The organism is Paenarthrobacter sp. YJN-5 (assembly GCF_015040095.1).
Lineage (GTDB): Bacteria > Actinomycetota > Actinomycetes > Actinomycetales > Micrococcaceae > Arthrobacter > Arthrobacter ureafaciens.
Genome location: NZ_CP053544.1, coordinates 3,999,064 through 4,019,986 on the forward strand (window position 1 = coordinate 3,999,064; position 20,923 = coordinate 4,019,986).

The window sequence follows — 20,923 nt, forward strand, 5'->3', positions numbered from 1 at the left end:
GCGGGCCGCCATCGCGCACGCCAATGGCGGCCCGCCCGGCAGAAACACAAATCCAACTACCGTCTGAGAGCATTCAATGGATTGGCTCAACACCATCAGCCGCACGTTCTTCGATTTCAACGCCATGGTCGAAGTACTGCCCCAACTCCTCGGAGTTGGCCTCCTCAACACCCTCATCATCTCCATCGCAGCCACCATCCTTGGCGTAGTGATGGGCATGGTGGTGGCCGTCATGGGCATCTCACGCTCAAAGTGGCTCCGCATTCCCGCACGGATCTACACCGACCTCTTCCGCGGCCTGCCCGCCATCCTCACCATCCTCCTGATCGGACAGGGTTTCGCCCGTTTGAGCCAATCGGTCTTCGGGCCCTCCCCCTATCCACTGGGCATCATCGCCCTGAGCCTCATCGCCAGTGCCTACATCGGAGAAATCTTCCGCGCCGGCATCCTGAGCGTGGACAAGGGCCAAGGCGAAGCCTGCCGGGCCCTGGGCATGAGCTACAGCAAGTCCATGGCCTTGGTTGTGGTTCCGCAAGGCGTGCGCCGCGTACTCCCCGCCTTGGTCAACCAGTTCATCGCCATCGTGAAGGACTCCTCCCTGGTGTACTTCCTGGGGCTGCTGGTCAGCGAGCGCGAACTGTTCAGGGTTGGCCAGGACGCCGCAGTGCTGTCCGGCAATCTCTCACCACTGGTCATGGCAGGCATCTTCTACTTGGTGATCACAGTGCCCCTGACCCACCTCGTCAACTACTTCGACAACAAGTTCCGGACCGGCCGCCGTCGTCCCACAGCCCCGACCAGCGGCCTGAAGGAAGTCAAGGAACTCGACGCGGCTTCGCCGCTCATCTCCGGGAGCAATACGTGAACCTCACCAGCAGCACCAGCGCCGGCACCAGCAGAAGCGCCACCACCGCGCCGGACATCGAAAAGTTCCACGGTTCCAGCCTGGAACTGCGAAGCCTGACCATGGCCTACGGCGATGTGGACGTCCTCCGCAATGTCAGCCTCACGGTCGAGCCGGGAACCACCACCTGCATCATCGGCCCCTCCGGCTCCGGCAAGTCCACCCTCCTGCGGGGCGTGAACCGCCTGCATGAGCCAAAGAGCGGCGATGTCCTCTTGGCCGGAAAAAGCGCTCTACAGGTCAAACCGGACATTCTCCGTGCCAGGATCGGCATGGTGTTCCAGCACTTCAACCTTTTTCCTGACCACACGGCGCTGGACAACGTGGCCTTGGCGCTCTGGAGCGTCAAGGGCATGTCCAAGGCGGAGGCCAGGGAACGGGCGCGGCGCCGGCTTGCGGAAGTAGGCCTGGCTGAACGTGCGGACCACCGCCCGAGGGACCTTTCCGGCGGCCAGCAGCAGCGCGTCGCCATTGCCCGCGCGTTGGCCATGGAACCCGAGGTGATGCTTTTCGACGAAGCAACCAGCGCCCTGGACCCGGAGCTAGTCAAAGGCGTCCTGAACCTGATGGCCGGACTTGGACGACGCGGAATGACCATGCTGGTGGTCACCCATGAGATGAACTTCGCCCGCAAGGTTGCGGACCAGGTGGTGTTCATGGACGAAGGAGAAGTTGTGGAGATGGGCCCGCCCACTGAACTGTTCGACAATCCGCGCAGCGAACGCCTGCAGCGGTTCCTTTCGGAAGTCCTGTGATGGGCCCCGCGACCAACGCACCCATCCGCACCGCCGTCGTCGGGTTCGGCGTCTCCGGCAAGGTTTTCCACGCACCGCTGATTGCAGCGGACCCTGCCTACTCGCTGGATGTAATCGTGACGGCGGATCCCCGGCGCGCTGCCGAGGCAGCACGGCTCTACCAGGAAGCACGGATCGTCGGGACGGCTGAGGAATTGTTCGCCTTGTCCGGGCAGCTGGACCTGGTGGTCCTCGGAACCCCGCCACTGACCCATATGGAACTGGGGGCTACGGCAATCGCGCATGGGCTCAACCTGGTGGTGGACAAGCCCTTTGTCACCACAACGGCCCACGGCGAGGAGCTGCTGGCACGGGCGTCCGACGCCGGGGTGCAGCTGACGGTCTTCCAGAACCGCCGGTGGGACGCCGACTTCCTGACGCTGCGGAAGCTGCTGGACGAGGGAGCCCTCGGAGAAGTCCGAACTTTTGAGTCCCGGTTCGAGTGGTGGCGCCCGGAAGGCTTCGGCAATTGGCGTGACTCGGCAACGCTGGCCGAAGGCGGCGGAATCCTCCATGACCTCGGAGCGCACCTGATCGACCAAGCCATCCAGCTGTTCGGCCCCGTTGCGGAGAGCTACGGGGAAACAGCCAACCACGGCCCGCATCCAGCGGCCGCCGACACTGAAGCTTTTGTGTCCCTGCGTCACGAATCGGGCGTCCGGTCCCGGCTGTGGATGAACGGCATGGCCGCCCAAGTGGGCCCCCGCTTCCATGTGCTTGGCTCAAAGGCCGGGTACACCAAATGGGGACTGGACGGTCAGGAACCCGCCCTGGCAGCGGGCGTCACGCCGTCGGACCCTTCCTACGGAAGCGAACCCCAGGAGTCTTGGGGGCTTCTGGGAGTGGACGGCTCCGCCGTGCCTGTTCCGCCCGAAAAGGGCAGCTACCCGCGCTTCTATTCCCAACTCGCCGCTGCGCTGAGCGGCCGAGGCCCACTGCCTGTCCAGGCTGCTGAAGCACTTGAGACCCTGCGGGTCATCGAGTCAATCCACGCCTACGCCTGACCCCGCAAGTTTTCCAACCTTGAGATGAAAGGGAGAACCATGTCCTCCACCAAGCACGTTGCCGTCATCGGAGGCGGCATCCTGGGTGTTTCCACCGCTGTCCACCTGCTCCGCGGGGGCGCTTCGGTCACCCTGTTGACCGAGCAGGGCCTGGCCAGCGAAGCCACCGGACGCTCCTTGTCCTGGCTCAATTCGGCCGGCGAGCGCTCAACGCCGTACCACCAGCTGCGCGTGGCCGGCGTGGACCGTTACCGCACCCTGTTCGCGAGCGATCCCACCCGTGAATGGTTGCAGTTCGGCGGGGGCCTCATGTGGAACGCCGCCGGTCACAAGGAAGCCACCGAGGCACGCCACGCCTACGAGGAGTCGATCGGCTACGACTCGAAGCTCCTGGCACCGGAAGACATCGCCAAGGTCACCCCTGGCATCGATTCCGGCGCCGTTCCTGAGAACGCCATCTTCAACCCCGGCGAGGGGTGGGTCAGCCTCCCGGACCTGGTGAATTTCCTCATGGAGGAATTCCACGCCCTGGGCGGCCGGCTGGTCCTTAACGCGGGCAAGGTTTCGGTGACGGTCGACGGCGGCAAGGCCACCGGCGTCGAAACCTCCGGCGGTGCCACCTACGCAGCGGACGCGGTCCTCGTGGCGTGCGGCGCGGCTACTCCCGGCGTGGTGAAGCCCCTCGGAGTGGAAATCCCCAACGGTTCGCCCGTGTCCATGCTGGTTGTCACCAAACCGGTGGAGCACCGTGTGACCGCCGTAATGAACACCCCCCGCGCCGCCGTGCGCCCCAACCCCGGACGGACCTTCGCCCTGGACCATGACTGGTACGAGGAGCACATCACCGAGCACCCCGATGGTTCCTTCACGATCCCGGATGACATCGTCCAGGAACTGGCGGATGAATCGTCCAAGCTGATCGACGGCAATCCGGAGTTGAAGCCTGCGTCGTGGAAGATCGGCTACAAGCCGATCCCGGGCGACGGCGAGCCGGTGTTCGGCGAACTGGGACAGGTACCCGGCTGCTTTGTTGCGTTCACGCACTCGGGGGCGACGCTGGGGCTGATCGCCGGCGAGTTGCTCTCCGGGGAGATCCTGACGGGCCGGAAGCACCCGATGCTGGCCACGTTCCGCCCGGGCCGCTTCTCCTAGGGCGGTTGTTCGCAGCTCATCCTGACCCGGACTCGATATGAAAGGAGCCCCGGCAACGCGCCGGGGCTCCTTTCATGGTGTGTGCTTACGCCGGCAACTCCAGCCGGAACCCGCAGTCCATGCACTGCAGGACTTTGGTGCCGAGCCGAACATCCAGCAACTCTTCCGCTCCAACAGGCTTGGCGGTGATGCTCCGCCGGACTTCGACGGGAATGGGAACCATGGGATCGCCACAATGAAGGTAGCTGTCTTCGAAAACAATCAGCCCTTCAAGGTTTTCCTTCGTGTTCAACTTCGAAGCCACTTCGCGCAAGGGAGTGAAGTGGGACTGGGCAAGGCCGCAGTCGGCGCAGGTGTAAGACACAGCCACCAACAGGCCGACGTTGTGCGCGTGGACCGAATCAATGGAGTGCAGCACCAGATGCTCGTCCGATTGGCAGCGGGAGCACCACATGCGCTCTCCCTGGGGCAGGGACATTCCGTCCGATAAACCGTCTGCCTTTCCCATCGCCTCCACCTCCATAAAGTAAGTATCCTTACTAAAGGATAGCGCAGAAGTGAAGCGGACGGCAGTACTGGGGCACAAGGACTAGTCGGCGCCTCCCGGGACGTCCTCGCCCGGCAGTTCTGTTGGCCGTGGGCCGCTGGTAATGATGCCGAGCTCTTCCAGCTGGTCGGACATCCCCGCACCGTCGGGTGCATAGATCCACGGGACACCGGGGGTCGGCCCGGCGTCGGATGACCGGCCACCGGCAAGGACCGCCTCGCCGACTGACAGCTGCCTGATGGCAATGGCGCACACATTCTCCGGATGCCGCTGGGCGAACTCGGTGTAAATGGCAACGTCATGCTGGCCATCGTCGCCCACCAACAGCCACTTGATGTGCGGGAACTCCTCGGCCAGCCGTTCCAGGCTTCCCTCCTTGTGCTCCCTTCCGCTGCGGAACCACCGGTCCGTCGTGGGTCCCCAATCCGTGAGCAGCTTAGGCCCGGCCGGATAAAGGTTGCGTGAGAGGAAGCGGGAAAGGGTAGGGGCTACGTTCCAGGCACCGGTGGACAAATACAACACCGGAGCTTCGGGAGCGCTCCGCACGATTCTTTCGTAGAGCACCGCCATGCCCGGAGTCGGGGTGCGGGCGTGCTCGTTGAGCACAAACGTGTTCCAGGCGGCCAGGAAGGGCCGGGGCAGGGCGGTCACCATCACGGTGTCGTCAATGTCGGAAATGAGTCCAAAATCAGCGTCGTCCGGAACGATCTGCACCGGAGCCTCCACAACGTCGGATTCGCCCGATTGGAGGCTCACCTTGTGCCAACCGGCCGCCAGGTTAGCGGAAATGCGGGCGTCCACCACTCCCCCGCGGTCCGCCTCGACGTCGTGGACTTCTCCGCCCACCGTGATGCGGACGGCAGCGTGCGCTACCGGCGCGCTCGTAAAGTTGCGCCAACCGCGCATCCCCTCCGTCAGGGGCCGCTTCGAGCCGTTTCCCGAATTGCCGATGTCCCGTGGATCGCTTCGCACCACCCTGGCGAGCACCCGCACCCAGGACGTCGTTCCATACCCCGTATGCGGAACGACCGTCACTACGTGGCCCCTCCGGATGGCGAGGCGGGTCTGGAACCGCAACCACGCGTCGTCGAGCCTTGCAGCCAAGTGGCGGCTGCCCTCCTTGACGGACGACGCCGGGTGGCCGGTTTCGAGGGAATCGGACGGTGTGCGCGGTGCCTGGGAACGTGAACGCATGGCTTTAGTCTGGCACGGGCAGGCAACGCGTTCCGTTACCCGGCTTCACTTTGGGGCTCGCCACGCCTAGGAAGCCTCGGCAGGGCGCCGCCGCGTCCACACGTTGCGGACGTGCTGCCGGAGGGTTTTCTCACTGCGGCGGCTGACCAGGATCACGCACGCCACACCGGTCACCAGGACCACCGCGCCGCCCGCCGCAACCGACCACCGTGCTCCGAATTCGGTACCGATCCATCCCATCAGGGGCGCCCCGATCGCCGTGCCGCCCTGCAGGATCGCAAGGTACAACGCGAGAACGCGGCCACGGAACTGAGGCTCCACGGACAGCTGGATGGTGGTGTTGCAGCTATTGAGGAACGTGATGGAGGCAAGGCCCACAGGAATCAGCACCACCGCGTAGACCCAGAAGCTTGGCGCGACGCTTGCCACCAAGGTGAAGATGCCCAGGCTCAGGGCCCCTCCCAGCAGGAACCTCAGCCGGGGACCCGAACGCCTCGCCGCCAGCAACGCACCGGCCAGGGTTCCGATGGCCATGATGGATCCCAGCGCACCGAACTCCTCCGGGCCCATGCCGAACTCTGCTGTGGCCATCAGGGAGTTGGTCACCGGGAAGTTCATGCCGAATGCGCCCAGCAGGCCCACCATCACCATGATCAGTGTGAGGTCAGGGCGTTGGCGCACGTACTGCAGTCCGTCGAGGAACTGGTGCTTTCCGCGTGCCACCGGCGTGGCCGGCTCCAGTTGGGAGACCTTGACCCGGAGGAGGGAGATGATGACGGCAACGAAGCTCGCCGCGTTGAGGATGAAGACCGGCCCGGTGCCGATCCACGCAATCAGGACGCCCGCGATCGCCGGACCGGTCAGGCGGGCGCTGTTGAAGGACGCCGAGTTGAGGGCCACGGCATTGGAGAGCTTCTCCGGCCCTACGAGCTCAGAGACGAACGCTTGCCGCGCCGGGGCATCCATGGCTGCGGCCAGGCCCAAGGCGGCAGCGGCTATGTAGACGTGCCACAGTTCCGCCACTCCGGTGACCACCAGAAGTCCGACGACCAGGCCACAGATACCCATGGCAGCTTGCGTCCACAGCAGGATGACCCGCTTGCGGTAGCGATCGGCCAGCACGCCGGCGTAGGGACCGAACAACAGCATGGGAAGGAACTGCAGCGCCGTGGTGATGCCTACCGCCGTACCCGAGTGGTCAGTGAGGATGGTCAGGACCAGCCAGTCCTGGGCCACGCGCTGCATCCACGTACCGATGTTGGAGACCAGCGCGCCGCCTGCCCAGAGCCGGTAGTTGGGGTTTTCCAAGGCCTTGAACATGGCGCTCACTTGGCACTCATCTCCTGCATGATGCGTGCCGCCCGGCTCAGGGTGAGCCGGTCCTCTTCGCTAAGCCCTGCGACGCGCTGGGCAAGCCATGCCGTTCGCTGGCTGCGGGCCTCCGCAAGGACTTCCTTGCCCGCTTGGGTGATGCTGATCTGCACCTGCCGGCCATCGGCGGGATGCGCCTGCCGCGACACGAACCTTTGTTCCGTCAGCGCGTTGACGATGCGGGTCATCGAGGGCGCCTGGACGTGCTCGCGATCGGCGAGCTCCCTCAGCGTCTGCGATGCGGTGTTGAGGTGGGCAAGGACCGTGTATTGGCCCGGAGTGATGACGTCACCCGTGGCTTCGATGCGCAGGCGCCGGGAGGTGCGCATCACGGCTGTTCGAAGGTCAATGGCTAGGAGATCCGGTTGGATGCCCGGATCGGCTATTGGATCGGCTGGTGCTATGGCTCCGGTCAAATGGGATCCGGTCGCGTTGGTTTCGCTTGCGTTGGTTCCGGTCAAGGGGAGGCGCCTCCTGAGGTCGGCATAATAGTTAGCAGTGCTAATTAGCTCCGCTAACTATTATGCTCCTCCCCTCAGCACCCTGTCCATGGAATGTGATCAGGCTTGCTTGCGACTGACCGTGCAGTCCGTCGTTCCCGTCCGAAGGCGGTAGAGCGAGGTGGTGGCCGTGATGTAGAGATCCTGCCCGTCGGGCCCGCCGAAGCAGAGGTTGGACACCTTCTCGGGAAGTTCGACGGCGGCCAGCAGACCGCCGTCGGGGGCGTACACCCGGACCGAGGCTCCGGCGGATGTCCACACCCTTCCCTCGATGTCCACCCGAAAACCGTCCGAAGGGCGGTCGTCCTCGAGCTCGACGAATGTTGTCCCGGCCCCGCAGGTCCCGTCCTCAACCGGGTAGGCCGCAATGCGGTACGGCGATCCGCGGTCCGGGCCGGCGGTGTCCGCGACATAAAGGAACGACTCATCCGGGGAGAACGCCAAGCCGTTGGGATGGATCAGGTCGGTGACAACAGGGGTCAGTTCACGGGTGGCCGGGTCAAAGCGAAAAACATAACAACCGCCATACTCCTGATCGCCCTCATGGCCTTCCACGGTTCCGGGCAAAATGCCGTACGGCGGATCCGTGAACCACACCGTGCCGTCACTGGCCACCACAACATCGTTGGGCGAATTGAGCCGGTGCCCGCCGAACGAATCCACCAAAGGCGTCACCACGCCGTCGTGGTCCCGTTCCACCCGCCGCCTCCCGTGGCTGCACTGGACGACGCTGCCGTCGCGGTCCAGGGTCCGTCCGTTGGTGAACTCGACGCCGGTGGCATATTCCCGGGTTTGGCCGGTTTCAGCGTGGAATTCGAGGATCCGGTTGTTGGGGATGTCGCTCCAGCGGACGGTTTGGGTTGCCGGGATCCAGACGGGCCCTTCTGCCCAAAGAGTGCCCTCGAACAACTTCTCCACGGTGCCCGTGATCAGCTCTTCCACGCGGTGTCCTTCCAATGGTTTCGGTCTAGCGCTCTGACTCGGTTGCTTTCGCTCCAATATCCGCAGGCACTGAGTCACGGTCGGAGGCTTCCGCAGCTTGCCGGCCTTTCGCAGCTTCCCGTGGCATGGCCAGGACCGCGACGACGGTCAACGCAGCGCTGACGAGCACGGCAAAGAAAACTGCCGTCGAAGCCGCCCCGGTACTTTGCGGGTTGGGCCCGCCGCTACTGGCATAAATGGCGTTGGCAACGGCGCCGAAAACCGCGACGCCGATGGAACTGCCGATGGAGCGGGCAAACAGGTTGGTGCCCGTGACCACGCCGCGCTCGTTCCACTCAACGCTCGTCTGGGCCGCGATCAGGCTCGGAGTCGCAACGAGCCCCAGACCAAGTCCTACCACGAAGCAGGCCGCCGCCACCAGCAGGACACTGGGGGAAGACGCCGTGAGGGCCAGGATTCCGGTGCCGGCAACAGTAATGAAGATCCCGATGATCGCCGTGTTCCGGAACCCGATACGGAGGTAGAAGCGGCCTGCCTGGGATGCACTGATGGGCCAACCAAGCGTCAGCGCCGCCAATGCCAGCCCGGCCAGGAGCGGCGAGGTGGAAAGGGCGCCTTCAAGGAACGTCGGCACGTACGTGGTGAGGCCAAGCATCACGGCACCGATCCCGAACGCGACCAACGCCGTCGTGGCCAGCAGCCTGCGGGAGACCACCCACGGCGGAAGGACCGGTTCCGCGGCCTTCCGCTCAACCAGCAGGAAGGCGGAGAAGAGGACGGCCCCGACGACGAAGACACCGATGCTGATGGGAGAGTTCCACGCCCAAGCCTGGCCTCCCTCAAGTGCGCCGAGGATGAGGAGGCTCAGTGCCGTGGTGAGGAGCGCAGCACCCAGGTAGTCGATCCGGTGGTTGGTGCGATCGACGTTCTCGTGGAACGTCCGGACGAGCACCCAGCCCGCCAGGATGCACAGGGGAATGTTGATAAAGAAGATCCAGCGCCAGATCTCCAAAGATGCGAAGACGCCGCCGAGCGTCGGCCCCACCACGGAGGAAACGGCCCACACGCTGGCAAGGTAGCCCTGGACCTTCGCCCGCTCGGCCAACGTGTAGATGTCGCCGGCAATCGTGATCGCCACCGGCTGCACCGCACCTGCGCCCAAGCCCTGCAACACCCTGAAGGCTATGAGGGCCGGCATGCTCCAGGCCAGGCCGCACAGGATGGAGCCGAGCAGGAAGAGCCCGATGCCGGCAAGGATGATCGGCTTCCGGCCCAGGACATCGGAGAGCTTTGCGTAGACCGGGACCGATACCGCCTGGGCCAGCAAGTACGCCGAGAACAGCCAAGGGAAAGAGGAGAAGCCGCCGATGTCTTCCACGATGGACGGGACCGCCGTTGCCACGATCGTTGCGTCAATGGCCACCAGTCCCGTAGCCAGCATCAGTGCAATGAGAATCGGTCCCCGCTTGGAACGGAAGCCGACGCCGTCCTCGATCTCCGTGCTCATACCCCTTCAACCGTCCTCAACTCGTCGCGTCCGTGCTGGTGCTCCACAAGCGTGCTGGTGCCCCACAAATGTGCTGGTACCCCAAATTGAGCTAACCCCGCAGGTGGCGGAATTAGTCCCGGGTTTGGAAATAAGAAAGGCGCCGATCGAAGCGGCCGGAACAACGACGACGGCGGGCCGCCCCCAAGGTTCCTTTCGAACCCAAGGGCGACCCGCCGTCGTCGTAATTCAGCGAGGGTTAGTCGTTGATCAAGTCATGAACAACGATCGTCTGGTCGCGGTCCGGGCCGACGCCGATGGCCGAGAAGCGCGTACCGGAGAGCTTCTCGAGGGCCAGCACGTAGTTGCGCGCATTCTCGGGCAGGTCTTCCAGGGTGCGGGCACCGGTGATGTCCTCGGTCCAGCCGTCGAAGTACTCGAAGATCGGCACCGCGTGGTGGAACTCGGTCTGCGTCATGGGCATCTCGTCATGGCGGACGCCGTCAACGTCGTAGGCCACGCAGACGGGAATCTGCTCGATGCCGGTCAGCACGTCCAGCTTGGTGACGAAGTAGTCCGTGAAACCGTTGACGCGGGAGGCGTGGCGGGCCAGGACGGCGTCGTACCAGCCACAGCGGCGGGGGCGACCTGTGTTCACGCCGAACTCGCCACCGGTCTTCTGCAGGTAGCCGCCCATCTCGTCAAAGAGTTCCGTGGGGAACGGGCCGGCGCCAACGCGGGTGGTGTACGCCTTGATGATGCCGATGGAGCGGGAGATCCTGGTGGGGCCGATGCCCGAGCCCACCGACGCGCCGCCTGCCGTCGGGTTGGAGGAGGTCACGAACGGGTAGGTGCCGTGGTCCACGTCCAGGAACGTTGCCTGGCCGCCTTCCATGAGCACAACCTTGCCTTCATCCAAAGCGTTGTTGAGTTCGAGGGTGCTGTCGATCACCAACGGGCGCAGGCGCTCGGCGAAGGACAGGAAGTACTGAACGATCTCTTCGGTCTCGATGTCCCGGCGGTTGTAGACCTTGACCAACAGTTCGTTCTTCTGGCGGAGCGAACCTTCCACCTTCTGGCGGAGGATGGATTCGTCGAAGACGTCCTGGACGCGGATGCCCAGGCGGGCCACCTTGTCCATGTAGGCCGGGCCGATGCCGCGGCCCGTGGTGCCGATGGCGCGCTTGCCGAGGAAACGCTCGGTGACCTTGTCCAGCACCTGGTGGTACGGAGCCACGAGGTGGGCGTTCGCTGAGACGCGGAGGCGGGAGGTGTCCGCGCCGCGGGCTTCGAGGCCATCGATTTCCTGGAACAGGGCCTCGAGGTTCACCACGCAGCCGTTGCCAATAATCGGAATGGCGTTGGGGCTCAGGATGCCTGCGGGAAGGAGCTTGAGCTCGTACTTCTCGCCGCCCACCACCACGGTGTGCCCGGCGTTGTTGCCGCCGTTGGGCTTGACCACGTAGTCAACGCGGCCCCCGAGCAGGTCGGTTGCTTTGCCTTTGCCTTCATCGCCCCACTGGGCTCCGACGATCACGATTGCGGGCATGGGATCCTCCCCCATTCTTTCGGGCCGGGCCGCATGGCCTGGCGCCGTACATGAGAACGCCCCGACAGTACTTGGCACAGCCTGCCGCGTGCGGCGGCAACGCAAGAGGTTCGGGGCTCTTACCAGCCAAGTTTAGCCGATCAGCATACAAAGTCCGGCTTTAAGGGACACCCCGCGGCGCAGGCCGCCCCGTTGCGAACGGACGGCGCGCCGGTGGATATCACCGGTCGTCCAACAGTCCGGTAAGGTTAACCAGCCCCCACCAGCACCCTTTTGAGCATCGGCAGCGGCATGCCCGCAGCCGACACTCTTGTGTGCGCGCTGTAACACCTAGGAGACCTAACTTCCGATGCAAGACCTGGCGACTGACTCACCCGAACAACTCCTCTGGAACCGCCGTTACGAAGACCACATCGCCGAGGTCAACTCGCTGTGCGATTCGCTCAAGGAACAGAAGCCCGGAAGCGAGGTCCTCTACATCGACCCCGCGCACAGCATCGACGACTGCCGCATCGTGAGCCTCTTCTCCAACCAGCGCACCACCTCCGGCGAGGGCTTCATCCGTCCCGGCGACGAGGAAGCCACCACCCGCATGCTCGGAATGCAGTGGCAGCTTGGCCTGCGTCCGGAGTACGTCATTCCGTGGAACGCTTACCCGTGGATCGAACCCAACGAGGAGCCGGGCAAGCTCACCCCCGCGAACATCACCGAAGGCCTCAAGCCCCTGCTGCGCCTCCTGCAGCTGCTCCCGCGCACGTCCGCGCTGGTGGCGCACGGCAATGAGGCCCACAGACTGGCCGATCAGCTCATGAAGGCAGCTCCGGCCAGCATCGCCCGCCGTGGCTTCAAGACGTTCAAGGTCCGCTCCCTGGGCGGCCGTTCCTTCGCCGGAACCCCCGAGCGCCAGCAGGAATACCTGGACGCCATCCACGCCGCCTACGCCGAGGCCATGGCCCGCACGGGCATCCCCCGCAAGGCTTAGTCTTCACCCCTCCCCCAACTAACTGGCATTAGGGGTTGTTCTCAGCGCTCAGAGCAACCGCTACTGCCAGCTACTTGGGCGGCTTAACGACGACGGCGACCCTCGCCATGTAGGTGAGGGTCGCCGTCGTCGTTTGTACTTTGTTGACGCGCCTTAGCGGGCTTCCAAAGCTGCTTTCGCGTTCGGGTCCGAGTCGTTCAGGAACTTCTCGATCCGCTCCGGCTCGTCAGCCTCGCCAATTGCGGCAGCCGCCCGGCCCAGCGCGTACAGTGCGCGCAGGAAACCCTGGTTGGGCTCGTGCTCCCACGGGATGGGGCCTACTCCGCGCCAACCGTTGCGGCGCAGGGCATCCAGCCCGCGGTGGTAACCGACACGGGCGAACGCGTAGGACTCGATGGTCCGGCCTTCATCCCATGCTTCCTCGGCGAGGATGGCCCACAACAGGGAGGACGTCGGGTTCCGGGCAACCAGGTCCAACGCTTCCTTGCCGAGGGCGAGGTGCTGGTACACGTCGGTTTCGGCGGGCAGGAGGGTAGGCTCCGGCCCCATCAGGTTCTTGCGGAATTCGTCGGACATTAGAAGGTCTTGCCGGCCGATCCGAGCTGCTGGGCAGCCTCGACGATGCGTGCTGCCATGCCGGCTTCGGCCGAAGCACCCCAGACACGGGGGTCGTAGGTCTTCTTGTTGCCCAGCCCGCCGTCGACCTTCAGGACGCCGTCGTAATTGGAGAACATGTGCCCGGCCACAGGGCGGGTGAACGCGTACTGGGTATCGGTGTCGATGTTCATCTTGATCACGCCGTAGGAAACAGCGTCCGCGATTTCCTGCTCGGTGGAACCGGAACCGCCGTGGAAGACCAAGTCGAACGGGTTTTCCTTGCCGATCTTGGCGCCGACCTCGGACTGGATCTGCTTGAGCAGTTCCGGGCGGAGCTTGACGTTGCCCGGCTTGTAGACGCCGTGGACGTTGCCGAAGGTCAAGGCGGTCAGGTAGCGGCCGTTCTCGCCGGCACCCAGGGCCTCGATAGTGGCCAGGGCGTCCTCGGTGGTGGTGTAGAGCTTCTCGTTGATCTCGTTCTCCACACCGTCTTCTTCACCGCCGACCGTGCCGATCTCAACCTCGAGGATGATCTTCGCGGCAGCAGCGCGCTGCAGCAGCTCCCGGCCGATGCGCAGGTTGTCCGTGAGGGTCTCGTGGGAGCCGTCCCACATGTGCGAGTTGAAGATCGGGTCCTTGCCGGCCTTCACTGCTTCCTCGGAAGCGGCCAGCAGCGGCAGGACGAAACCTTCGAGCTTGTCCTGCGGGCAGTGGTCCGTGTGCAGGGCGATGTTGACGTTGTAGTTCCTGGCAACTTCACGGGCGAACGCGGCGAAGCCCAGCGAACCGGCCACCATGTCCTTCACCGAAGCGCCGGACCAGTAGGCTGCGCCACCGGTGGAAACCTGGATGATGCCGTCCGATTCGGCCTCGGCGAAACCGCGGATCGCAGCGTTCAGAGTCTGCGACGACGTCACGTTGACCGCAGGGAAGGCGAAGCCGCCGGCCTTTGCGCGATCGATCATCTCGGAGTAAATCTCTGGGGTTGCAATGGGCATGGTGACTCCTATGCTGAATTCGTCTGTGGGCGGGTAACCCTGGAGTAGACCGCTTACGGCTAGCACCATCCTAGCGATAACCGCCCGGGCGCCGTGTTTCGGGTCACTTGGGCTGGTAACACTTCCGCTTCGATGGCGCGAGATGGCATTTAATGGCAATCCCGACCATTGGGATTGCCATTAAATGTCATCTCGGTGCCCAGCCTCGGTTCAGGAGCGCGCGACGCACCTTGTGAACGACGGCGGGCCTGTCGCCTTCAAGGTCGCGTTTGGAAATCCGGACCTCCAGCCAGCCATGGGCCAGCGACTTTTCCTGGCGTTCGATGTCCCTCAGATGTTGCTCAAGGCCGCCATGGTGCCGCCCGTCGTATTGAAGGGAGATCTTATGCTCCCGGTACGCTCCGTCAGGCCACAGCACAGCTTGCCCAAGGTGATTGCGCACCACAAGGTTCAACTCTGGCTCGGGAAGCTTCGCGTCGACCAGTGCCAGCCGCATGAGGGTTTCCGGAGCAGAATCAGCCCCCACACGGATGAGTTCCAAAGCTGCCCGGGCCGTTCGCACTCCCCGCATGCCCGGGTGGCGGCGCACGATCTCCGCCAGTTCATCAGTAGAGCATATGGCGGCTTTAGGAACAGGGAAGTCGGGACCGTGGGAGCACACCAGGTGGTCGCCGGCGGCAACGAGGTCTTCCACGTTCAGGACGGCGGCCAAGTCCAGCCATGTCCGCGCAGGCGAGGTGAGTCTGACGCCGTCGTACTCGACCGTCTCCTCGGGAAGAAGCGTGAGGAGGTGACCCACTACGTTGGTCCTCCGCGGAAAACTGAATCCCCGGCGTCGTGCGAGGTGGATGCGCCAATCACCACTGACGTTGGCAGGCAACGGCATATCCCAGATCCTCGCCGCACTCAGCGAAGCCAGCACTGAGGTGTCATCCAGATCCGTATAAGCGCGCAGGGCGGCAGTTCCGGCGGCACCGGACGCGGCGGGCACGCGTATGCCGCGCGAAACAAGCACCAAATCCTTGGCATGGGTCCGCGACCGCGGTACGCCCGCCTTGTCCGAAGCGCGCACAGAGAATGAACCAGTTGTGAGATGTTCCGGTAGTTCTTTTCTGCGCATGCCCCATTCTGGCTACCCAAGCTGTGCCTCGATCGGGTTATCCACAGTTCGCACTGCTCACCCCGCGTCGAGATGGCACTTAATGACAATCCGCCCGCCCTGCATTGTCATCAAATGTCATCTCGGCGGGGGCTACACGGGCTGGTTGAACACGTGGCGCCGGACCCACGCGTGCATGGCGATCGCGGCTGCGGATGCTGCGTTCATGGAACGCGTCGAGCCGAACTGCTCAATGGAAAGGGTTGCGACCGCGGCATCGTGCACCTCGGGGGTCAGGCCCGGCCCCTCCTGGCCAAACACGAGGACGCAATTCTTCGGGAGGTCGTAGGTCTCCAGCGGCACCGAATCCGGGAAGATATCGATCCCGATGATCGCCAACCCTTCCCCCTTGGCCCACTCTACGAAGTCCTCCACCGTGGGGTGGTGCCGGACATGCTGGTAGCGGTCGGTGACCATGGCACCGCGACGGTTCCACCGCCGTCGACCAATGATGTGGACCTCCTTGGCGAGGAAGGCATTGGCCGTACGGACGACGGTTCCGATGTTGAGGTCGTGCTGCCAGTTCTCAATGGCGATGTGGAAGGCATGACGCTTGGAATCCAGGTCCGCGACGATCGCTTCGTGCTTCCAGTACCTGTACTGGTCCACCACGTTGCGGCGGTCGCCGTCCCGCAGGAGGTCCGGGTCCCAATGGTCGCCTTCGGGCCAGTCACCTTCCCAAGGCCCGACGCCGACCTCCGGTTTCGCCTCCGCCTCACCGTCGGTGGCGGCGCTGGCAGGGGTGGGCTCGGTTGCTTCGGGGGGAAGGTCAGTCACCCCTCAACTTTAGCTTCGCCCTTCGGCGCTCCTAACCGAGCTTCCACTTGTTGATGCGGTAGGAATTGGCCAGCTGCTGTATCAGTCCCGGGTGGGCGTCCCAGTACTCCTTGTGTCCGCTGACTCCGAGCATCTGCGGCGTTCCCCAGGGCGTGACCGAAAAGAGGTTGACGGCCTGGATCTCTTCACCGCGGGCGTTGGTGCACGTAAACCCGATGACTACAGCAGCGCCACGGCGGAATTCCCGGATCTCCGGCATGCTGGTTGTGAAGTCCGAGGCGCACTTATGGCCAACGAGGTTCTGCGGCAGCTCCGTTGCGGTCATGCCCTTGAACCTGGCTTCGATCTCCTCAATGGCGGCCTTTACCTTTGCCGGGTCCTTGCCGTATTTGCCCTCTTCGGACTCGGCGAAGAACGCGTAGGCGAGCGCAATTCCGTCCCCGTCCGTTTCCGTTGTGCCCTGCGCCCTCTTCTGGATCTCAGCCCCCGTGGTGGGGTCCTTCGTGATGCCGAACGACTCATCGTGCGTCCACTCAGCCAAGTACTGGAAAGACGACTCCCCCGTGACCCACTTGCTGAACTGCGGATCGCCGTCCGCGGGGACGTTGGACGGGCCATCGAAGCTTTCCCATACCGAAGGGAGTGCAACGGCGCCATCGGGCATGCCCGAGGCGTTCGAGTCCTCCGATGGTTCCTCTGCTGCAGCGTCGTCGCTGGCGGGCTGGTCGCTTGCGGGCTGGTCGCTGGCGGGCGCCGATTCCGCCTGCGACGGGTCCCCGGCGGCTACGGGCTTGGTCATCGAAGGGACCAGCCACGTGAAGACCACCACCAGGGCAATAATGACGACGACGGCGAGGCCACCGAGGATGAACAACAGCGGCTTCTTGTTGGGGTTGCGTTCGGGTTGGTTGCCTCCGAATTGGTTGCCGTCGAACGGGGCGCCGGGTGCTGGATATCCGGGCTGCGCGGTGTAGTTGGGTTGGGCCGGCTGGCCGTGCTGGGCAGCGTATCCGGGCTGGGCAGCGTAGTTGGGCTGGGCCGGCTGGCCGGGCTGCGCAGCGTAGTTGGGTTCGGCCGCCTCGGGCTGGTAAATCGGCTGGGTCTGCTCCGGCCGGTACTGCCGGTACTGATCAGCGTTGGCCGCGTGCGGCGGCTGGGGAACGCCGTCGGGGTTGTACGGGGGCTGGGGAACGCCCTCCGGGTTGTACGGCGGCTGGGGTGTTCCGTTGTTGCTCATGCAAGGCCTTTCAAGCGCTGGGACCGGCCCCGGATTGCCTGAGCCCTCCCAACAGTAGGTAGGTCCAAGGTGTTGCGCGCAAGTCAAAACGGCTTTCGGAGATGGGTACTTCTACCCACATAGAAAGATTCAAAGGTGTCTGGCCGCCCCAAAAATGAAAGACTGGGATGCAGTGAATGACCAACCCCAGCCGGAGGCGAATATGGCAGATGAAACCGTGCCCACCACAACCAAATCGGTGTACCGCAGCGGCAAGGAGATCGAGTGCTGGCTGACGGACATGGACGGCGTCCTGGTCCATGAAAACCAGCCCATTCCCGGTGCTGCCGAACTTATCCAGCGCTGGGTTGATACCTCCAAGCGCTTCCTCGTACTGACCAACAACTCCATCTTCACTCCGCGTGACCTCGCGGCGCGGCTGCGTGCCTCGGGCCTCGAGATCCCGGAAGAGAACATCTGGACGTCTGCCCTTGCCACCGCCCAATTCCTGAAAGACCAAGTTCATTCCTCGGACTCCGGAAACCGCGCCTACACCATTGGCGAAGCAGGCCTCACAACCGCCCTGCATGAGGCCGGCTTCATCCTTACGGATACCGATCCCGATTTCGTGGTGCTCGGCGAAACCCGCACCTACTCCTTCGAAGCCATCACCATGGCCGTCCGCCACATCCTGGCCGGTGCCCGCTTCATCGCCACCAACCCGGATGCCACGGGTCCCTCCAAGGACGGCCCCCTTCCCGCGACCGGGGCAATAGCTGCCATGATTACCAAGGCGACGGGTCGTGAACCGTACATCGTAGGAAAACCGAATCCCATGATGTTCCGATCCGCCATGAACCAGATCGATGCCCATTCAGAGACCACTGCAATGATCGGCGATCGCATGGACACGGACATTGTTGCCGGCATGGAAGCAGGCCTGCATACGGTCCTGGTGCTGAGCGGCATCACCCAGCGTGAGGAAATCGTGTCCTTCCCGTTCAGGCCCAACCAAATCCTGAACTCGGTGGCCGATCTCAAGAGTCAGATCTAGGAGATCACTATGGCTGTGCTCAATCTGCGTCCCCTGGCTGGAGGCCGGATACTCAGGGGGAGCCAGCCCTTCGGCCTCGATGCTGCCGGCACGTCGAACTTCCTGGAGCAGCACGGGATCCAAGCCATCATGGACCTCCGCAGCGACCTCGAGCGCAGCATTGTGCCTTGGCTGGTGGATTCGGGCGCGGACGGCTCCTTTCCCCCTGCAGGGACGCCGTCCCGCGTCGGAACGGGGGCGCCGTCCCGCGTCGAAGTCATTCATAACCCGTTGGACCCTAATGCGGTGGCAGGGTCCTTGCAGGCGGTGGAGACACCCGAGGATCTGGGTGAGCTTTACCTGGGTTGGCTTCGGGTCCGCCCGCGGTGGGTGGCCGACGCCCTCCGGCCTGTGGCACAGGGCCGGCGCACGCTGGTTCATTGCTCCCTGGGCAAGGATCGGACCGGGGTGGTCTCGGCAGTGGCGCTCATGGCTGCAGGCGCGTCGGATGAGGCCGTCGTGAACGATTACACCGCCACAACTGCAAACCTCCCCGACGTGCTGAAAGTCATGGCGGACACCTGGCGCTTGCACGTTCCGTCCACCCCGGCCCAGTACTTCAGTCCGGACCTCATGATCCTGCAAAGCCCGGAAGCGGCCATCCGGCATTTCCTGGTGGGATTCGCCAGGGAATTCGGCGATGCCCGCGCCTTCCTCAACGAGGCCGGCCTGACCGCCGTCGAGGTTGAGAGGCTTCGCGACGGTTCCTGAGGCACGGCCCCCTTCAGATCAACCGGACCCAGCCCAACCGGACCAGCCCCAACCAGCCCAGCTCAGCCGACGCCGGTCACGTCAAGCCGGCCGGATGATGCGCCCGTCCGGCGTCCGGTAGGACGGTTCTTCGGGTGCCGGCGGTAACGGATCGAGCTGGTTCTGAATGTGCTCAATCAGCGGCCGGTAGACGTCGGGATTCCATTGGGGGCTGGCGTGTGCCGGCCGGGCGCCTGCGGTGCTCAGGATCGGAAGCTTCATGTTCTGCGCAAATACTTTGCTCCACCCGGCCCGTGCAGTGAGGTAGTTGACCGTCCCGTCGGCCGAGTTGCCCATGTACGCCATCTTGGCCGGACCCAGCTTCCCGACGAAGCGCAAGCCATCAAAGTGGTAAATGTAGGCAGATTCGGTCTGGATCAGAACGCTGGACGGCGCGATGGGCGAAAGCTGTTCGGCCGTTTGGTCGAGGATCTGCCGCCAGGAACGCTCATCCTTGTGAACCACCCGCTCCCCCAGCTCGTAGCCGCCGCGAAGTACGGAGGGAATCCTGAAGCCGTTCTCATAGAGGAACACCACACCGTCGAACCAGCTCTTATCCAACACATCGGCACGGTTGAACGGGCTTGAATCGAGGACGATGAGTTCCGTCTCAACGCCATGCAACTCCAGGAGGCGGGCAGCCACTTGCGTCGCGAGCATTCCGCCGAAGCTGTGTCCGTAAAAATAGAGCTTTTCGAGGCCCAGCTCACGGACGTAGAGGATTACCTCTCGGACCACCTCGTCAACGTCCAGCCCCAGGTTGGAATATCCCACGGCAGCGAGGCGGCCGCGCTGGTGGAGTGCCGGGCGCAACGAATTGAGGATCCACTGCGCTTCTTCCCAGCTGGTTTTGTAGCCCGGAAAGAGGATCCAGCTGGCTTTGGGGAAGTACAGATCGGAGAACTGATCCGGGATGCGGAGGATTTTGGGTGCGCGCCGCTCAGCCTGCACGTGGCGGGTGAAAAGCATGTCGCCCGCCAGGGCCGCCGACGCGCCCGCAGCCACCAGGAAGTTACGGCGGGACGACTTCTTCAGGCGGGCAGCGTAAGGCAGGATCCGGGCCCACGAACCCGGATCCTCCGCTGGCTCCGTCCCTGCCCCGGGCTCAGGGCCCGGTTCAGGCTTGGCGGGCAGCGGGAGGTCTTCTTCCACTTCCGGCGGTACCGGAAGTTTCCCTACCTGAACGCCCACGCAGCCAGCATAGGCTTCGAATGCTCCACCTGACAGTCCTGTGGAATCTGCCCCGTCGGTGCCTTTAGGATGCGCCTTTGAAGGCACCGGCGAAGCATGAAGTCCTTAGTCGAGTCCCAGCTCATCCTTGCCGAAAGCGAAGAGGTACGGGACACCCGTTTCGGCTTCGATCTTCTCTTTCGCGCCGGTGTCGCGGTCGACGATCACGGCAACGGCAACCACGTTGCCGCCGGCCTTGCGGACACCCTCGACGGCGGTCAGTGCGGATCCGCCCGTGGTGGAAGTGTCCTCGAGAACCACAACATTGCGGCCTTCAACGGACGGACCTTCCACCTGGCGGCCCATTCCATAGGACTTCTGGGCCTTGCGGACCACGAAGGCGTCAACAGCGCGCCCGGCGTCGGCGGCTGCGTGCATCACAGCGGTACCGACGGGGTCGGCACCCATGGTGAGGCCGCCGGCGCACTCAACCGGGATCCCGGCGTCGTCGATCATTGCCAACATGACCTGACCCACCAGTTTGGATGCCTCATGGTGGAGGGTGATCCGGCGCAGGTCGATGTAGTAGTCAGCTTCCTTGCCGCTGGAGAGGATCACCTTTCCGCGGACCACCGCCAGTTCTTTGATGAGTTCAAGAAGGCGGGCGCGGGCAACTGAGGTCTCAGGCGAGGAAGTCATGGCTTCTATTCTACGTAAGGCCGGGAGCAGGAAATCGAA

At 64.0% G+C, this 20,923-nt stretch carries 21 protein-coding genes; 7 read left to right on the forward strand and 14 right to left on the reverse strand.

Translation table 11 applies throughout. The features are described 5' to 3' along the window. Positions 1-76: 76 nt before the first annotated feature. Genes HMI59_RS18465 through HMI59_RS18480 form a run of 4 tightly spaced genes read left to right on the forward strand, consistent with a single transcriptional unit; the run spans position 77 to position 3,854 of the window. Positions 77-865 (forward strand): amino acid ABC transporter permease, encoded by a 789-nt coding sequence (locus tag HMI59_RS18465; protein ID WP_021471708.1) that lies wholly within the window; start codon positions 77-79, stop codon positions 863-865. Further along, the gene (locus HMI59_RS18470; protein WP_276522948.1) at positions 862-1,659 is read left to right on the forward strand and encodes an amino acid ABC transporter ATP-binding protein; all 798 of its coding nucleotides are present in this window, start codon (positions 862-864) and stop codon (positions 1,657-1,659) included. Before HMI59_RS18465 ends, HMI59_RS18470 begins: the two co-directional genes overlap by 4 nt. Then, the gene (locus tag HMI59_RS18475) at positions 1,659-2,702 is read left to right on the forward strand and encodes a Gfo/Idh/MocA family oxidoreductase (RefSeq protein ID WP_193593821.1); all 1,044 of its coding nucleotides are present in this window, start codon (positions 1,659-1,661) and stop codon (positions 2,700-2,702) included. Before HMI59_RS18470 ends, HMI59_RS18475 begins: the two co-directional genes overlap by 1 nt. Positions 2,703-2,741: 39 nt before the next feature. Beyond that, a complete protein-coding gene (locus HMI59_RS18480; RefSeq protein ID WP_193592140.1) occupies positions 2,742-3,854 on the forward strand; it encodes an FAD-binding oxidoreductase in 1,113 nt (370 codons plus the stop codon). 85 nt (positions 3,855-3,939) lie between these two features. Here HMI59_RS18480 and HMI59_RS18485 read toward each other — a convergent pair whose 3' ends face one another. From HMI59_RS18485 to HMI59_RS18515, 7 genes are all read right to left on the reverse strand, one after another. Continuing rightward, positions 3,940-4,362, reverse strand: a complete 423-nt coding sequence (locus tag HMI59_RS18485) for a hypothetical protein (RefSeq protein WP_193592141.1) — start codon at positions 4,360-4,362, stop codon at positions 3,940-3,942. A gap of 81 nt (positions 4,363-4,443) precedes the next feature. Then, positions 4,444-5,595, reverse strand: a complete 1,152-nt coding sequence (locus HMI59_RS18490) for an App1 family protein (protein ID WP_193592142.1) — start codon at positions 5,593-5,595, stop codon at positions 4,444-4,446. A 66-nt stretch (positions 5,596-5,661) separates the two neighbouring features. Continuing rightward, entirely contained in the window at positions 5,662-6,924 is a 1,263-nt protein-coding gene (locus HMI59_RS18495) for an MFS transporter (protein ID WP_166186946.1), read from the reverse strand. After that, the gene (locus HMI59_RS18500; RefSeq protein WP_227471646.1) at positions 6,921-7,370 is read right to left on the reverse strand and encodes a MarR family winged helix-turn-helix transcriptional regulator; all 450 of its coding nucleotides are present in this window, start codon (positions 7,368-7,370) and stop codon (positions 6,921-6,923) included. The genes HMI59_RS18495 and HMI59_RS18500 overlap by 4 nt, the downstream gene beginning before the upstream one ends. 156 nt (positions 7,371-7,526) lie before the next feature. Continuing rightward, the gene (locus HMI59_RS18505) at positions 7,527-8,408 is read right to left on the reverse strand and encodes an SMP-30/gluconolactonase/LRE family protein (protein ID WP_193592143.1); all 882 of its coding nucleotides are present in this window, start codon (positions 8,406-8,408) and stop codon (positions 7,527-7,529) included. Positions 8,409-8,433: 25 nt separating this feature from the next. Further along, positions 8,434-9,915, reverse strand: coding sequence for an MFS transporter (locus HMI59_RS18510; RefSeq protein WP_193592144.1), 1,482 nt, complete (start codon positions 9,913-9,915; stop codon positions 8,434-8,436). 238 nt (positions 9,916-10,153) lie between these two features. Then, on the reverse strand, positions 10,154-11,443 hold the full coding sequence (locus HMI59_RS18515) for an adenylosuccinate synthase (RefSeq protein ID WP_193592145.1): 1,290 nt from the start codon (positions 11,441-11,443) through the stop codon (positions 10,154-10,156). Positions 11,444-11,792: 349 nt separating this feature from the next. Between HMI59_RS18515 and HMI59_RS18520 the strand changes: the two genes are divergently transcribed. Continuing rightward, positions 11,793-12,425, forward strand: coding sequence for a hypothetical protein (locus tag HMI59_RS18520; protein ID WP_021471720.1), 633 nt, complete (start codon positions 11,793-11,795; stop codon positions 12,423-12,425). Positions 12,426-12,578: 153 nt separating this feature from the next. On the opposite strand, the gene HMI59_RS18525 is transcribed toward HMI59_RS18520, so the two are convergent. From HMI59_RS18525 to HMI59_RS18545, 5 genes are all read right to left on the reverse strand, one after another. Continuing rightward, the gene (locus HMI59_RS18525; protein WP_021471721.1) at positions 12,579-13,001 is read right to left on the reverse strand and encodes a DUF3151 domain-containing protein; all 423 of its coding nucleotides are present in this window, start codon (positions 12,999-13,001) and stop codon (positions 12,579-12,581) included. Then, complete coding sequence (fbaA, locus tag HMI59_RS18530; protein WP_193592146.1) at positions 13,001-14,020, reverse strand: class II fructose-bisphosphate aldolase; 1,020 nt, start codon at positions 14,018-14,020, stop codon at positions 13,001-13,003. The genes HMI59_RS18525 and fbaA overlap by 1 nt, the downstream gene beginning before the upstream one ends. A 187-nt stretch (positions 14,021-14,207) precedes the next feature. Further along, complete coding sequence (locus HMI59_RS18535) at positions 14,208-15,035, reverse strand: hypothetical protein (protein ID WP_227471445.1); 828 nt, start codon at positions 15,033-15,035, stop codon at positions 14,208-14,210. Positions 15,036-15,272: 237 nt separating this feature from the next. Beyond that, positions 15,273-15,956 carry an RNA methyltransferase gene (locus HMI59_RS18540; RefSeq protein ID WP_166186720.1) on the reverse strand — a complete coding sequence of 228 codons (684 nt, stop codon included), beginning with the start codon at positions 15,954-15,956 and terminating at the stop codon, positions 15,273-15,275. A gap of 31 nt (positions 15,957-15,987) precedes the next feature. Beyond that, positions 15,988-17,193, reverse strand: a complete 1,206-nt coding sequence (locus HMI59_RS18545) for a hypothetical protein (RefSeq protein ID WP_193592148.1) — start codon at positions 17,191-17,193, stop codon at positions 15,988-15,990. 202 nt (positions 17,194-17,395) lie between these two features. Between HMI59_RS18545 and HMI59_RS18550 the strand changes: the two genes are divergently transcribed. Together HMI59_RS18550 and HMI59_RS18555 are read left to right on the forward strand one after the other, a co-directional pair. Beyond that, positions 17,396-18,226: an HAD-IIA family hydrolase gene (locus HMI59_RS18550; RefSeq protein ID WP_031216301.1), complete on the forward strand. Its 831-nt coding sequence runs from the start codon at positions 17,396-17,398 to the stop codon at positions 18,224-18,226. Positions 18,227-18,235: 9 nt separating this feature from the next. Further along, positions 18,236-18,976, forward strand: a complete 741-nt coding sequence (locus HMI59_RS18555; protein ID WP_193592149.1) for a tyrosine-protein phosphatase — start codon at positions 18,236-18,238, stop codon at positions 18,974-18,976. A gap of 81 nt (positions 18,977-19,057) precedes the next feature. On the opposite strand, the gene HMI59_RS18560 is transcribed toward HMI59_RS18555, so the two are convergent. Together HMI59_RS18560 and pyrE are read right to left on the reverse strand one after the other, a co-directional pair. After that, positions 19,058-20,206 (reverse strand): alpha/beta hydrolase, encoded by a 1,149-nt coding sequence (locus HMI59_RS18560; RefSeq protein WP_193592150.1) that lies wholly within the window; start codon positions 20,204-20,206, stop codon positions 19,058-19,060. Between the two features lie 105 nt (positions 20,207-20,311). Continuing rightward, entirely contained in the window at positions 20,312-20,884 is a 573-nt protein-coding gene (gene pyrE, locus HMI59_RS18565) for an orotate phosphoribosyltransferase (protein ID WP_021471731.1), read from the reverse strand. Positions 20,885-20,923 lie beyond the last annotated feature (39 nt).

Excerpts from the sequence above, each read along its gene's own strand:
- HMI59_RS18510 (WP_193592144.1), bottom strand. The coding sequence starts at position 9,915 with ATGAGCACGGAGATCGAGGACGGCGTCGGCTTCCGTTCCAAGCGGGGA.
- pyrE (WP_021471731.1), bottom strand. The coding sequence starts at position 20,884 with ATGACTTCCTCGCCTGAGACCTCAGTTGCCCGCGCCCGCCTTCTTGAA.
- HMI59_RS18480 (WP_193592140.1), top strand. The coding sequence starts at position 2,742 with ATGTCCTCCACCAAGCACGTTGCCGTCATCGGAGGCGGCATCCTGGGT.
- HMI59_RS18475 (WP_193593821.1), top strand. The coding sequence starts at position 1,659 with ATGGGCCCCGCGACCAACGCACCCATCCGCACCGCCGTCGTCGGGTTC.
- HMI59_RS18550 (WP_031216301.1), top strand. The coding sequence starts at position 17,396 with ATGGCAGATGAAACCGTGCCCACCACAACCAAATCGGTGTACCGCAGC.
- HMI59_RS18465 (WP_021471708.1), top strand. The coding sequence starts at position 77 with ATGGATTGGCTCAACACCATCAGCCGCACGTTCTTCGATTTCAACGCC.
- HMI59_RS18515 (WP_193592145.1), bottom strand. The coding sequence starts at position 11,443 with ATGCCCGCAATCGTGATCGTCGGAGCCCAGTGGGGCGATGAAGGCAAA.
- HMI59_RS18490 (WP_193592142.1), bottom strand. The coding sequence starts at position 5,595 with ATGCGTTCACGTTCCCAGGCACCGCGCACACCGTCCGATTCCCTCGAA.
- fbaA (WP_193592146.1), bottom strand. The coding sequence starts at position 14,020 with ATGCCCATTGCAACCCCAGAGATTTACTCCGAGATGATCGATCGCGCA.
- HMI59_RS18520 (WP_021471720.1), top strand. The coding sequence starts at position 11,793 with ATGCAAGACCTGGCGACTGACTCACCCGAACAACTCCTCTGGAACCGC.
- HMI59_RS18525 (WP_021471721.1), bottom strand. The coding sequence starts at position 13,001 with ATGTCCGACGAATTCCGCAAGAACCTGATGGGGCCGGAGCCTACCCTC.
- HMI59_RS18555 (WP_193592149.1), top strand. The coding sequence starts at position 18,236 with ATGGCTGTGCTCAATCTGCGTCCCCTGGCTGGAGGCCGGATACTCAGG.
- HMI59_RS18545 (WP_193592148.1), bottom strand. The coding sequence starts at position 17,193 with ATGAGCAACAACGGAACACCCCAGCCGCCGTACAACCCGGAGGGCGTT.
- HMI59_RS18485 (WP_193592141.1), bottom strand. The coding sequence starts at position 4,362 with ATGGGAAAGGCAGACGGTTTATCGGACGGAATGTCCCTGCCCCAGGGA.